At 66.6% G+C, this 13616-nt stretch carries 10 protein-coding genes and 1 pseudogene; 8 read left to right on the top strand and 3 right to left on the bottom strand.

The annotated features are described in order from the left end of the window. Positions 1-5 precede the first annotated feature (5 nt). On the top strand, positions 6-1082 hold the full coding sequence (locus tag BH95_RS15875) for a GGDEF domain-containing protein (RefSeq protein WP_037183072.1): 1077 nt from the start codon (positions 6-8) through the stop codon (positions 1080-1082). A 90-nt stretch (positions 1083-1172) separates the two neighbouring features. Here the strand turns inward: BH95_RS15875 and BH95_RS15870 are convergent, their stop codons facing one another. Together BH95_RS15870 and BH95_RS15865 are read right to left on the bottom strand one after the other, a co-directional pair. Continuing rightward, the gene (locus BH95_RS15870; RefSeq protein ID WP_019663047.1) at positions 1173-1622 is read right to left on the bottom strand and encodes a PAS domain-containing protein; all 450 of its coding nucleotides are present in this window, start codon (positions 1620-1622) and stop codon (positions 1173-1175) included. Positions 1623-1702: 80 nt separating this feature from the next. Beyond that, positions 1703-2194: an inorganic diphosphatase gene (locus BH95_RS15865; RefSeq protein ID WP_026347416.1), complete on the bottom strand. Its 492-nt coding sequence runs from the start codon at positions 2192-2194 to the stop codon at positions 1703-1705. Between the two features lie 178 nt (positions 2195-2372). Here BH95_RS15865 and dacB point away from each other — a divergent pair, with 178 nt between their 5' ends. The 4 genes from dacB to hpt are packed head-to-tail and all read left to right on the top strand — an operon-like array spanning position 2373 to position 6433. After that, positions 2373-3782: a D-alanyl-D-alanine carboxypeptidase/D-alanyl-D-alanine endopeptidase gene (gene dacB, locus BH95_RS15860; RefSeq protein WP_037164179.1), complete on the top strand. Its 1410-nt coding sequence runs from the start codon at positions 2373-2375 to the stop codon at positions 3780-3782. A gap of 53 nt (positions 3783-3835) precedes the next feature. Then, on the top strand, positions 3836-4858 hold the full coding sequence (locus BH95_RS15855) for a zinc-dependent metalloprotease (protein WP_230594357.1): 1023 nt from the start codon (positions 3836-3838) through the stop codon (positions 4856-4858). After that, a complete protein-coding gene (gene tilS, locus BH95_RS15850) occupies positions 4834-5847 on the top strand; it encodes a tRNA lysidine(34) synthetase TilS (RefSeq protein WP_037183068.1) in 1014 nt (337 codons plus the stop codon). Before BH95_RS15855 ends, tilS begins: the two co-directional genes overlap by 25 nt. A 34-nt stretch (positions 5848-5881) precedes the next feature. After that, positions 5882-6433, top strand: a complete 552-nt coding sequence (gene hpt, locus BH95_RS15845) for a hypoxanthine phosphoribosyltransferase (RefSeq protein WP_019663052.1) — start codon at positions 5882-5884, stop codon at positions 6431-6433. Here hpt and BH95_RS15840 read toward each other — a convergent pair. After that, positions 6424-8856, bottom strand: coding sequence for a serine/threonine-protein kinase (locus tag BH95_RS15840; RefSeq protein WP_080738024.1), 2433 nt, complete (start codon positions 8854-8856; stop codon positions 6424-6426). The genes hpt and BH95_RS15840 overlap by 10 nt on opposite strands. Positions 8857-9128: 272 nt before the next feature. Here BH95_RS15840 and ftsH point away from each other — a divergent pair. The 3 genes and pseudogenes from ftsH to folP form a co-directional block, all read left to right on the top strand. Beyond that, a pseudogene (gene ftsH, locus BH95_RS15835) lies at positions 9129-11084 on the top strand (ATP-dependent zinc metalloprotease FtsH); the annotation flags it as partial. A 1060-nt stretch (positions 11085-12144) separates the two neighbouring features. After that, on the top strand, positions 12145-12771 hold the full coding sequence (gene folE / locus BH95_RS15830) for a GTP cyclohydrolase I FolE (protein WP_019663055.1): 627 nt from the start codon (positions 12145-12147) through the stop codon (positions 12769-12771). Beyond that, a complete protein-coding gene (gene folP, locus BH95_RS15825) occupies positions 12768-13610 on the top strand; it encodes a dihydropteroate synthase (RefSeq protein WP_026347420.1) in 843 nt (280 codons plus the stop codon). Before folE ends, folP begins: the two co-directional genes overlap by 4 nt. The last annotated feature ends 6 nt before the right edge of the window (positions 13611-13616 follow it).

The following is a 13616-nucleotide window of genomic DNA, read 5'->3' as shown; positions in this document are numbered from 1 at the left end:
ACGCGGTGCTGTACGGCACACGACGGTGGTTCCCGCGTACCTTCCGTCCGCACTCAGGCTCCGCCCCGGCGGATCGACTCGAGCGCAGGGTCGGTCTCGGTATCGCGGTTCTCGTTCCCGTGTTCGCCGTCATCGGCGCCGTGGTGATGCTCTCGGACGAAGGCCCGTCGTCGGATCTCCGGCGCATTCTGTGTGGTGCCGTGCTGCTCTCGACTCTCCCGGTCGGGGGGTGGTGGTGGGTGCACGGCCGCGAAGTCGTGCGCATGCCGGGATGGTTCGTCCTCTACGCCGACGTGGGCGTGGCCACCGTTCTGTTCACGTTCGACGAGCGTGGGCTAGCGCTGTACGCGACCGTGTTGTTCGCCGTGATCGGCATCTACATCGCGTACTTCTCGTCCACCACGGTTCTACGGCTGCATTCTCTCTTCGTCAGCGCGGTGATCGTGGTCCTGGCCGTCGGCACCTACATCGAGGGAGTGCACGACGCCGCGTCCGTCGTGGCCCAGGCGCTCGTCGCCCTGGTCGTGGTCAACTCCGTGATCGTGTTCCGAGCCGTCATCAAAGCTCAGTTGGAACTCGCGGTCACCGACTCGCTCACCGGGTTGCTGAATCGACGCGGATTCGAAGTTCGGATCGAACGACTGCTCACCGAGTCCGGCGACGGGGACGACGTCGCAGTGTTCGTCGTCGATCTCGATCGGTTCAAGTCCGTCAACGACAGTCGCGGCCACGCAGCGGGAGACCGGGTGCTGAGGTCGACGGCGCACCGTCTCGAAGCCGTCGTGCCCGACGAGTCCTGCGTCGCCCGCACCGGTGGTGAAGAGTTCACGGCTGCGGTACGAGTGACCAGGTCGCAGGCGCCCGAAGTCGCGGGCATGATCCTCGAATCTCTGCACGAGCCCGCCGACGAAGTGTCGATCACGGGAAGCGTCGGAGCCGCCGTCGTGTCCGTCGATCGGTGGAAGAGCCTGCAGCCACAGGATGCGTCGGCGATGATCCATTCAGCCCTGCTGAAGGCCGACGCCGCCATGTACGAGGCGAAACGGTCGGGCGGCAATCAGGTGCGTGTGTTCGACAAGTGAACAGCCCACGTCAAGTGAACAGCCCATGCCAAGCAGACAGCCCACGTCCCGCGGGCCCCTGTCGAGGCATGCGGAACGTGGGCCGAGCCGTCAGCGCAGTGCGCTCTTCGGGTCGTTCCAGAGCTGATCGGTGAAATCTTCGAGTGCGACGAGCACCAGGTTGTCCTCCGCACGCCGAAGGATCGACTTGCTGGCCCGGACCTGAACAACGTCACCGGTCTTGTCGGTCATGCGCCACAGTGAGTCGGCGCGGGTGGCGACGGTCGTCAGGAACATGTCCGCGACGTTGACGCCCTCGGGCGCCTGGTCGGGGAAGATGTCGTGCAGGTGGAAGTCCGCGGGCTCGGACCGGTCGGTGCCGAAGAGCTCGTCGAACGCCTCGTTGGCGAACACGATCGCGCCACTGGGGTCGACGGCCAGAATCGGCACCGGGATCCGGTCGAGAACGACCGTGACGGGAAGATCGGGAAACTGTGCCGGATCGGAAATGGCTCTCGATTCCGAATTACGACGCTCGCCTGTCGTGTTGCTGTCGGTCATGTTTCTCCCCACCTGATGCTTTCCCTGGTTTACGTTGCTCGAAGTTCTCTCTTCACCCCACGATGGCCGAGCATCGTGTGTCAGTGCTCCGGATTGTCCGCCAAACGTTTGAACGATGCAGCGATTTCCGCTTCTGCCTCGGCGCGCCCCACCCAGTCGGCTGCGGTGACGTGCTTGTTCGGCTCGAGGTCCTTGTAGTGAACGAAGAAGTGCTTGATGGCGTCCAGCTCGAACGTCGACACGTCGGACAGGTCCTGGATGTGATCCCAGCGCTTGTCGCCTGCGGGAACGCACAGCACCTTGTCGTCGCCGCCCGCCTCGTCGACCATCTTGAACATCGCCACCGGGCGTGCCTCGACGATGACGCCGGGGAACACCGATTCCGGGAGCAGAACGAACGCGTCCAACGGATCGCCGTCCTCGCCGAGGGTGCCTTCGATGAAGCCGTAGTCGGCCGGGTATGCCATCGCCGTGTAGAGGTAGCGGTCAAGCCGAACGCGACCCGACTTGTGGTCGACCTCGTACTTGTTGCGCTGACCCTTGGGGATCTCGATGGTGACGTCGAACGACACGTGCACGCCCTCGCTCTTCTTCTACGTTGGGTGCGCCCGAAGTGACGCACGATGGTGGCGGCGCAAGCGTACCGGACAGGGCGATAGTGTTGAGGGACTGTCGCCGAGCCGTTGTGAGCAGAAATGCGTCCTGGGGGACACATTTCTGCTCACATGGCGAGATTGAACTGACGGAGGAATGGTGGCGGGGTTGACCAAGCGTTCTCTCGGCCCGACGGCGGGGCGCAAGCGCCGACGGACCAGAGTCCTGCTCGTGCTGGGCGTGATCGTGGCCCTGGCCGCGGGCGGAACCGCGGTCGCCGCGATCGTTCCCGGCATCTCGGGCGACGAGTCGCAGGCCGCGTCCGCACCCGAACCGGATCCGATCCAGCTCGATCCGGCGTTCACCCCGGTCTCCGATGCTGCAGTCGCGCCCACCGCAGCAGGCGTGGCGGCCGCCCTGGCGCCGGTCGTCGGAGTGGACGCACTCGGCGCGTTCACCGGAGTCGTCGCCGACGCGGTCAGCGGCGATGTTCTGTGGTCCTCCGGCGGCGACACCCCCATGACTCCTGCGTCCACGACGAAGGTGCTGACCGCGGCCGCGGCGATGCTGTCCATGCCGTCGAACCACCGAGTGACCACGCGGGTGGTCAAGGGGCAGAACGACGGCGAGATCGTGATCGTCGCCGCGGGCGACCCGACCATCACCGCCCAGCCGAAGGGAAGCCCCGGCTTCTATCCGGGAGCGGCACGGATCGACGATCTCGTGGAGCAGATCCAGAGTTCGGGTGTGCCCGTCGACCGCATCGTCGTCGACACCTCGATCTACTCCGGCCCGACGATGGCGCAGGGATGGTTCGATCCGGACGTTGCCGCCGGTTACATCACGCCCATCGAACCGATCATGATCGACGGAGGCAGGTCGGTACCGCTCGAGGACGAGTCGCCCCGCAGTGCCCAGCCTGCCCTCGACGCCGGTCGCGCGCTTGCCCGTGGGCTCGGGATCGACCAGGCGCGCGTCACGATCGGAACGGCGCAGGACGGAGCCGACCAGGTTGCCAGTGTGCAGTCGGCGCCACTGCGTGAGCGACTCGGTCAGATGATGGGCCGGTCCGACAACGTCCTCGCCGAAGCCATCGGACGCGAGATCGCGATCGAGACGAACACGTCGGCGTCGTTCACCGGGGCGGTGGACTCGATCGGGCAGGCGCTGTTCTCGGCAGGCTACGACCTCACCGGAATGACACTGCACGACGCGTCCGGCCTGTCCGTCGACGACCGCATACCCGCCCGAATCCTCGATCAGATCCTGACGTCCGCCGCCGGTACCGAGCGCGAAGAGCTTCGCCCGATGCTCGACTACCTGCCGGTCGCCGGTTCCACCGGAACCCTGTCCGACCGGTACGCGAGCGACGACCGCATCGGAGCCGGATGGGTCAGGGCGAAAACTGGCACACTGTCAGCAGCAAGCGCTCTCGCCGGATACGTCGTCGACGTCGACGGAAGGGCACTCACGTTCGCTCTGATGTCCAACGACCGACCGCCGGAGATTTCACGGCCGGCACTGGACGCAGTGGCGTCGACACTCAGGATGTGTGGTTGCCGGTGACCCGCTCGAACACGGATTCACAGCGCGAGGACGACACCCAGGCTCCCGGCGGGATCGGGGCGTCCGTCGACTGGGCGTTGGCGTCGAAGACCGGCGCCAAACTCGCCCCGAAGCCTCCGTCGACGTCCCGGTACACCGCCGATGCCATCGTCGCCGAACTCGCCGAGGCGTCCGTCCGTGCCGAGGGTCCGGTTCGTGACACCACCGGACTGGCCGACGGCCTTGCGGTGCCGCAGGCGCAGATCGTCGACCGCGCGGGCTGGATCGAGGCCGCCGCCGCGTCGATGAAGCACCTGACCGGGGAGGCGGACACCGAGCCGTCCGGCCTGCTCGGTGGCAAGCCCGCGGGATTGCAGGCGGGGGCGATGCTCGCGTTTCTGTCGAGCGCCATTCTGGGACAGTATGATCCGTTCACGGGTGAGAACGGAACGCTGCTTCTCGTCGCGCCCAACATCATTGCCGTCGAACGCGCACTTCGAGTGTCGCCCAGTGACTTTCGCCTGTGGGTCTGCCTCCACGAAGTGACTCACCGCGTGCAGTTCTCGTCGGCGCCGTGGCTGGGCGAGTACATGCGCAGCAACGTGGCCCTGCTCTCCGACGGCGTCGACGAGCCGGTGAGCGAGGTCGCGTCCCGGCTCACCACTGCGCTCAAGAACCGCAAGGGATCGGACAAGGCCGAGGACGCCGGAATCGTCGGGCTGCTCCGCGCGACGCAGCCGGCGCAGACGCGCGACGCGATCGATCGTCTACTGGTGCTCGGCACCCTCCTCGAAGGCCACGCCGACCACGTCATGGACGCAGTCGGGCCCGCGGTCGTCCCGTCCGTCGCCCAGATCCGCAGTGCGTTCGACGGTCGTCGGAGACGAAAGCAGAACCCTCTCCAGCGAGTTGTCCGGGCGCTGCTCGGCGTGGACGCGAAGATGGCGCAGTACGTGCGCGGCAAGGCCTTCGTCGACCACGTCGTCGGCGCAGTCGGGATGGAGCGGTTCAACACGATCTGGACCGATGGTGACACGTTGCCGCTGCTCCCCGAGATCGAGGACCCGGACCGGTGGATCGCGCGCGTCCTCGGCTGAGTCGGTCCGATCAGGCGCAGCCGGTGCTGCTTCCCGAGGAACCGGCGATTCTGGGCGTCCGGCATGCCGTCCGCTCGTGGTCGGCCGATCATGGCGGGGGACCCGTCGCCGTTGCCCTGTCCGGTGGCGCGGATTCGCTGGCCCTGACCGCAGCCGCAGTCGCCGAGGTACCGGATGTTCTCGCCCTCGTCGTCGATCACGGTCTGCAGCAAGGATCCGCCGACGTCGCGGCTGCGGCGGCGGCGCAGGCCGTGGCCTTCGGATGCAGTGATGCGGTGGTCCTGACGGTCGACGTCGGAAATTGCGGTGGGATGGAGGCGGCCGCCCGGCGCGCCCGGTACGACGCGTTGGGCGACGCGCGTGCAGGCAGGCCGGTTCTGGTCGCGCACACGCTCGACGATCAGGCCGAGACCGTGCTGCTCGGCCTGGGTCGGGGATCCGGTCCGCGTTCGATCGCCGGAATGCAGGCGTGGGACGACCCGTGGGGACGTCCGCTGCTGGGCGTGCGTCGATCCGTGACCCGTCAGGCGTGCCGCGAACTCGGCGTCGTCCCGTTCGAGGACCCGCACAACACCGACGCTGCGTTCACCAGGGTCCGGCTCCGGCACGAAGTCCTGCCGCTGCTCGACGACGTCCTCGGCGGCGCTGTCGCGGAGGCCCTCGGCCGGACGGCCGCGCAGATACGGGAGGACGCGCAGGTTCTCGACGACCTGGCCGCCGAGCTGCTCGACCTCGCGCGCGACGGTGACGCGGTTCTGGTGACGATGCTCACCGAGCGCCCTGCTGCGCTTCGTCGACGAGCACTGCGGCTGTGGCTGTTGGAGCGCGGCGCGAAAGGACTGTCGGACAAACAGTTACGGCTCGTCGACGATCTCGTGGGTGCGTGGCGCGGGCAAGGGGGAGTCGCAGTGAGCGGTGCGCCGACGGGTGCGAGGTTGGTGGTGGGGCGCCGACATGGCAGGCTGAACGCAGAGCTCGAATGGAACTGAATCCGACCACGAGAAACACCTGAAGGGACCCGGCGTGTACGAGGGCGACATCGAATCGATTCTCATCTCGGAAGAGCAGATCAGAGACCGCACCGCCGAGCTGGCCGAGACCATCGCGAAGCGGTACCCGGTGGATGCGCCGGAGGGTGATCTGTTGTTGGTCGGTGTGCTCAAGGGCGCCATCATGTTCATGACGGACTTCGCGCGTGCCCTCCCCATTCCGACGCAGCTGGAGTTCATGGCCGTCAGTTCGTACGGATCGTCCACGTCGTCCTCGGGCGTCGTGCGGATCCTGAAGGACCTGGACCGCGACATCAACGGCAGGCACGTGCTCATCGTCGAGGACATCATCGACTCGGGCCTCACGCTGTCCTGGCTCAAGCGCAACCTCGCGACGCGCAACCCGGCGTCCCTGTCGGTGGTGACGTTGCTGCGTAAGCCCGACGCCATCAAGGTCGACGTCGAGGTCTCCGATGTCGGCTTCGACATCCCCAACGAGTTCGTCGTCGGGTACGGCCTGGACTACAACGAGCGGTACCGGGACCTGCCGTACATCGGGACGCTCGCACCGCACGTCTACAGCTGATTCGTCGGCTTACGCGACACCACTCGACGTAGCGCACCGAGGTCGAGCTCCACCGACCGGAAGATCGCGTACGACGCCACGAAGGCGGCGATGCCCCCGATGCACACCACGCGCACGACGTCGAGGACGCCGGGGATGTCCGACGCCGGAACGAACGTGAGACCGGCGACGGCAACCAGTGGGATGGCGGCGGCGACCGTCAGGTAGCCGACGCTTCGACGGCTCAGTGCGTCGAGCAGCGCGTGATCCCTGTCGCCTGCGCTTCCGTACGGAAGAAGTGACGGGTACAGGCATCGGACGGTGAACAGCGACACCAGGAAGAACGGATAGGCCGTCGCCATCGCGCCGCAGACCACCAGTGACGCGATGAAATGGACGTACGCCTGACCCGGTACCGATCCGGCGGCGATCTGCAGGGACACCGGAAACGCAATTCCGGCACATATCCACAGTCCGAGGCACACCGCCACGACCCTGCCCGCCGCACGAAGGGTGTCTGCCCGAGCCTGCGCCAGTCGGTCGTCGGACACGTCGCGCCCGCCGCGCAGGGCGGCCGGAACCGCCAGGACATGTCGGAAGAAGTAGACGATGAGGGCGAGCCCGATCGGCCAGAACAAACCGTTGATCACCACCGTGACGGTCTCGAATCTGTCCTGCGCCACCGGGATCAGATCGCCGATGATGAGCGCCTTGTTGTGCTGGTAGTTGTAGACGGCCGCCGTCACGTTGGGGATCCCGATGGCGGCGGTCATCACCGGCACCGTGAACGATCGAAGCCGGGCGCGAGCACTCGTCGGCGGCGGGTCGACCAGAGCACGCGCACGACGATCCAGGCACAGATCCAACTGTTGGGCCACGTCGTGACCGCCCGGCAGGCGCTGGTCGACGTCGGCGGACAGGCAGGTCAGCAGTACGCGACGCAACGTGGCCGGACAGTCCGCAGGCAGCGACGCCTGCGCGGCCGCCGTCACGCCGTCCTCACGGGCAGTCAGCAGCGCGTCGATCACCGTGCGGTCTCCGTCGACGTTCGCCGCCGCTGCGTCGTCGAACGGTTTGCTGCCGGTGAGCAACTCCCACAACACGACACCGAGGGAATACAGGTCGCTGCGGGTGTCGAGTTGGTCGGCACGTCCCGGTCGCGACGGGTGACACGCCTCCAGCTGTTCCGGGGACATGTAGGACAGGGATCCGCCGAAGTAGGCGACGGGGCTGTCACCGTCGACCTGGTCGGAGAATCCGATGTTGAAATCGGCGAGTTTGGGCACGCCTTCGGCGGTGAGCAGAATGTTTGCCGGTTTGATGTCGCGGTGCAGAATTCCATGCTCGCCGGCGTAGTGCAGCGCGTCCGCGAGTCGCCGCCCAAGCCACGCGACGGTCTCCGGCCACGAGAGGGTCGAAATGTGTTCGCGGATGGACGAATCCGTCGGAACAACGCTTCCTCGCGATTCGAGTGCGGCGTCGACGGTGTCCAGCAGCAGCTGACCGCTGCGCGATTCGACCGGGCAGGCACGCACCCGACGAAGAAGATCGAGAAGTGTCCCGCCTGGCAGATACTGCATGTACAGCAGACGCAGCCCTCGACCGGGAAGTATCCGTTGGTCGAAGACTCGGACGATGTAGTCGTGATCGAGCTGGGCGAGCATCTGCGGCTCGCTGCCGTGGTTCGAGGAGATCTTCACCGCGACGATTCGCTGCATCGAACGTTGCCGGGCCAGGAACACGCGGGCGAACGCGCCGCGGCCGAGGCCCATCAGCAGATCGAAATCGTCGACGCGATCACCCGCGTCGAGATCCTCCAACTCGTCCGAAGATCCGGGGTGTGTCGGCGCCGCCCCCGGTCTCGTGTCCTGGGATCTCGTGTCCTGGGATCTCGTGTCCTGGGGGCTTGTGTCCTGCGAGATCGTCTCCTGTGGTCCCGTCGCGTCCAGGTCGGGGGACTGCATCTCGGTGTTCTCGCCGCTGCCGATGTTCAACAACCGAGCCAACGCGTCCTCGTGCGCCGGATACTCGCGGACGTACTGGGCGGGCGTCACCGAATCCCCGCTCTGGCGGCGGATGCAGAACTCCTCGTAGACCAGGTCGACCGGAAGTGATCCCACGTCGAAATCGGTCAGGATCGAGCGGAAATCAGCGCAGTACTCGGCCAGCCGCTTCGGTCGATGCGCCCGCAGCCACCGCTCCTGAAGGTCGACGGCGATCAACTGCATCAGACACCGGCGCCGGATCGACTCAGAATCGGGGAGATAATCCGCCAGGTCGGGCACCACCGACCCGCCCTCGGCCCGAGCGGTACGCCAATCCCGCCGCAACCTGCGTTCTGCGTCTCCCGGTATTAGCCGGGCAGCGGCAACCGTCCGGACGGCGTCCGCACTGGCCGGAACGTCGTTCGCGAAGGCACTGACTCCATCCGGGCCGGGCTGCACGGACCAACGATAGACCCGAAGTTGCCCAAGCACTGCTGGTATTTTTTCGTGACCGGCACGGGGAACCGGAAAGGCGTGATGCGCGTTGGATGGGGGAGAATCGTGATACATCCGTCGGGCGAACGGCGTGGGGGATGTATCGCCGGGTTACCGCACCACGAGTACGCCGCGGCCGCTCGCGGTAACCTGGGGCATCCGGTGCTCGAGCTGAACCAGCAGAGTGGCCCGGTAACTGGAACTGGAAAGGACGAGGCCGTCTCGGCTGAAGCTGTATGAATCGGAAGACAGTTATACGGAACCTGGCCATCGTGTTTGCGATACTGCTGGCGATTTTCGCTTTCAGCTACTTCGGAAACGACACGAGGGACTGGAAGTCCGTCGACACGTCGGTGGCCATCGCCCAGCTCGACGACAACAACGTCGAGAAGGCCCAGATCGACGACCGCGAGCAGCAGGTCCGCCTCACCCTGAAGAACGGCAACGACGCCACCGAGAACGAAACGCAGATCATCGCGAAGTACCCGGACTCGGCGTCGCAGACCATCTTCGACAAGGTCAGCGCGGACGGCCTCGAAAGCTACAACACCGTCGTCAGCCAGGACAGCTGGGTGTCGTCGCTGCTGCTGTTCGTTCTTCCGATGCTGATTCTGCTCGGTGTCTTCATCTTCATCATGAGTCGCATGCAGGGCGGTGGCCGCGGCGGCGTCATGGGCTTCGGCAAGTCGAAGGCCAAACAACTCAGCAAGGACATGCCCAAGACGACGTTCCAGGACGTCGCAGGTGCCGACGAGGCAGTCGAAGAGCTGTACGAGATCAAGGATTTCCTGCAGAACCCGGCTCGCTACCAGTCGCTCGGCGCGAAGATTCCGCGTGGCGTGCTGCTGTACGGCCCTCCCGGAACCGGCAAGACACTGCTGGCACGCGCCGTCGCCGGTGAAGCAGGCGTTCCGTTCTTCACCATCTCCGGCTCGGACTTCGTCGAGATGTTCGTCGGTGTCGGCGCTTCCCGTGTCCGCGATCTGTTCGAGCAGGCCAAGCAGAACAGCCCGTGCATCATCTTCGTCGACGAGATCGACGCCGTCGGTCGTCAGCGTGGCGCAGGCATGGGTGGTGGCCACGACGAGCGTGAGCAGACCCTCAACCAGCTTCTCGTCGAGATGGACGGCTTCGGCGAGCGCACCGGCGTCATTCTGATCGCCGCCACCAACCGGCCCGATATCCTCGACCCGGCGCTGCTGCGACCAGGCCGTTTCGACCGCCAGATACCGGTCGGTGCTCCGGACCTGGCCGGTCGACGTGCGATCCTCGCGGTGCATTCCGCCGGCAAGCCAGTCGCTCAGGACGCCGATCTGGAAGGTCTCGCCAAGCGGACCGTCGGAATGTCCGGCGCGGACCTTGCCAACGTCATCAACGAGGCCGCTCTGCTCACCGCCCGTGAGAACGGCACCGTCATCACCGAGGCCGCGCTGGAGGAATCCGTCGACCGCGTGGTCGGAGGGCCGCGCCGCAAGAGCCGGATCATCAGCGAGCACGAGAAGAAGATCACCGCGTACCACGAGGGTGGCCACACCCTCGCGGCGTGGGCGATGCCGGACATCGAGCCCGTCTACAAGGTCACCATCCTCGCCCGCGGTCGGACGGGTGGTCACGCGATGACCGTCCCCGAGGACGACAAGGGCCTGATGACCAGGTCGGAAATGATCGCGCGGCTCGTGATGGCGATGGGTGGCCGCGCGGCCGAGGAGCTGGTGTTCCACGAGCCGACGACGGGCGCATCCTCGGACATCGACCAGGCGACCAAGATCGCTCGCGCGATGGTGACCGAGTATGGCATGAGCAGCAAGCTCGGAGCAGTTCGCTACGGGCAGGAACAGGGCGATCCGTTCCTCGGCCGCTCGATGGGTGTGCAGTCGGACTTCTCGCACGAGGTCGCCCGCGAGATCGACGAGGAGGTGCGCAAGCTCATCGAAGCCGCGCACACCGAGGCGTGGGCCATTCTCAACGAGTACCGCGACGTGCTGGACACGCTCGCGACCGAATTGTTGGAGCGCGAGACGCTGACCCGCAAGGATCTCGAGAAGATCTTCACGGGCGTCACCAAGCGGCCGCGGATCACACTGTTCAACGACTTCGGTGAGCGCATCCCGTCGGACAAGCCCCCGGTGAAGACGCCGGGTGAGCTCGCGATCGAACGCGGCGAGCCGTGGCCTCCGCCGCCCATCGCGCCCAAGGTCGTTCCGCCGCAACAGTTCCCTCAGCCCAGCTACGCAGGCTCCCCGCAGCTGACCAAGTCCGGTCAGGACGGCTACAACGGTCAGGACGGGTACAACGGCGGCAGGCCGGGAGCGCACACCAACGGTGCCCCGGCCAACGGTTCCCAGCACAACGGTGGCCCGGTCAACGGTGGCCCGGTGCACGGTGGTCCTGCGAACGGTGGTCCTGCGAACGGTGGTCCTGCGAACGGTGGTCCCGCGAACGGCGGCACACCGTACGGCAGTGCCCCGTACAACGGTGGATCGCGCGGAGGCCAGCACTCCGGTGGTGCCGACGCCACGGGCAGCCACCCGGGCAACGGCAACTATCCGGGCGGGAACTACACCGGTGGCGGTGCTTACAACGGTGGCGGCAGCTACCGCAACCCCGAGACTCCGCGATCGCGTCCGGATTACGGCGCACCTGCCGGCTGGTCGGCACCGGGCTGGCCCCCGCGTGACGCTTCCGGTCCCGGCGGCGGTCGCCCGGGTGAATCGGGTCCGCAGTTCCAGGCGCCGCCGACGTACCAGTCTCCTCAGTACCGTCCGCCTCAGTACCAGCCCCCGGAGTACCGCGAGCCAGGTAACGATGGCAGGTCCGGCACTCCGGATTCCGATGACGCGTCCGGCAGTCAGGGTTCGGCGGGCCAGGGTGGAGGCTCGGCCGCGTCGGGTCAGTACGGCGACCAGCGCCCGTCTCCTCAGTACCGCGACCCCGCCGGTTCGCAGTGGGATCCCCTGGGCGGATTGCCGCTCGGCGGTCCCGTGCCCCAGCGTCCGAACGAACAGGGTCCGAACGAACAGCGTCCGAACGAACAGCGTCCTGATGCACCGCGTCCGGAGAACCAGCGTTCCGATGCGCCGGAGTCCGAGCACGGCGGCGACGAAGGTCCTCGCACGCAGCGGTGGGAAGGTCCCGGCGGGCACAGTTAGGTCAGTCGGGATCGGGCGATAGGCTTACGTGGCGCAATGAGTGGGCCTGCGGTTGTGAGCCGCGGGTGGACCGAAGGAAAGAGCACACGTGTCAGTCACGCGGATGGACGATGAGGGCGCCCCGGTTGCGCCGGACAACCTCGTCGCAGTTGCAACAGGGCGCACGTTCGACCAGCCGCGTGCCGAGGCCGCGGTCCGTGAGTTGCTGATCGCCGTCGGAGAAGATCCTGACCGTGCCGGCCTGCTCGACACCCCGGCGCGCGTGGCCCGTGCGTACAAGGAGATGTTCGGCGGGCTGTACACGGACCCGGATTCGGTGCTGAACACGACGTTCGACGAGGGCCATCAGGAACTCGTTCTGGTGCGGGGTATCCCGATGTTCTCTACGTGCGAGCATCACCTGGTCTCGTTCCACGGCGTCGCCCACGTCGGGTACATTCCCGGCAAGAGCGGCAAGGTGACCGGCCTGTCCAAGTTGGCCCGCGTCGTGGATCTCTACGCCAAGCGTCCACAGGTGCAGGAGCGTCTGACCAGCCAGATCGCCGACGCCGTGATGCGCAAGCTCGACCCGCGCGGCGCCATCGTCGTGATCGAGGCGGAGCATCTGTGCATGGCCATGCGCGGCATTCGCAAGCCGGGAGCCAGTACGACGACGTCGGCCGTCCGCGGACTGTTCCAGTCGAGTGCAGCGTCTCGATCCGAGGCGTTGGATCTGATTCTGCGGAAATGACGTCTTTTCGGCCGTTTCGGCCCGGCGCCCATGTGGTGATGGGCGTTCTCAACGTCACGGCGGATTCGTTCTCCGACGGTGGTCGGTATCTCGACGTCGACGCTGCCGTCGCACACGGTGTTCAGCTGCACGCCATGGGTGTGGACATCGTCGACGTCGGTGGCGAATCGACGCGTCCGGGAGCGGAACGCATCGATCCGGAGGTCGAAGCCCGACGAGTGGTGCCGGTGATTGCCGCCCTCGGTGAGCAGGGCATCCCGACGAGCGTCGACACGATGCGCGCATCGGTTGCCGCCGCCGCGATCGAAGCAGGCGTCACCATCGTCAACGACGTGTCCGGTGGCCGGGCCGACCCGGACATGGCGTCGGTCGTCGCGGACGCAGGCGTGCCGTGGATCCTGATGCACTGGCGGAGCTCGGAGAACTATGCGCACTCCGGTGCGGCCGATCACTACGACGACGTCGTGGCGGACGTTCGACGCGAGCTGCTTCACCAGGTGGATCGCGCTGTCGCTGCCGGAGTCGACCGATCCAACATCGTGTTGGATCCCGGCCTCGGTTTCGCCAAGAACGCCCACCACAACTGGCAACTGCTCCACGCGATTCCCACGTTCGTGGAATTGGGAATGCCCGTCCTGATCGGGGCGTCGCGCAAACGCTTCCTCGGGTCGCTGTTGGCGCAGGACGGCGTCGACCGCCCGCCGGCCGGCCGTGAGGTCGCGACTGCCGTCGTATCGGCGCTCGCGGTGGCAGCAGGGGCATGGGGCGTACGCGTGCACGACGCCCGCTCCACGCTGGACGCGGTGGCCGTCGTCGACGCATGGGAGGCAAGCGCATGAAGGGCG

Source organism: Rhodococcoides fascians A44A (assembly GCF_000760735.1).
Lineage (GTDB): Bacteria > Actinomycetota > Actinomycetes > Mycobacteriales > Mycobacteriaceae > Rhodococcoides > Rhodococcoides fascians_E.
This window is presented reverse-complemented; position numbering and strand designations above follow the sequence as displayed.

Excerpts from the sequence above, each read along its gene's own strand:
- BH95_RS15870 (WP_019663047.1), bottom strand. The coding sequence starts at position 1,622 with ATGACCGACAGCAACACGACAGGCGAGCGTCGTAATTCGGAATCGAGA.
- dacB (WP_037164179.1), top strand. The coding sequence starts at position 2,373 with ATGGTGGCGGGGTTGACCAAGCGTTCTCTCGGCCCGACGGCGGGGCGC.
- folE (WP_019663055.1), top strand. The coding sequence starts at position 12,145 with ATGGACGATGAGGGCGCCCCGGTTGCGCCGGACAACCTCGTCGCAGTT.
- folP (WP_026347420.1), top strand. The coding sequence starts at position 12,768 with ATGACGTCTTTTCGGCCGTTTCGGCCCGGCGCCCATGTGGTGATGGGC.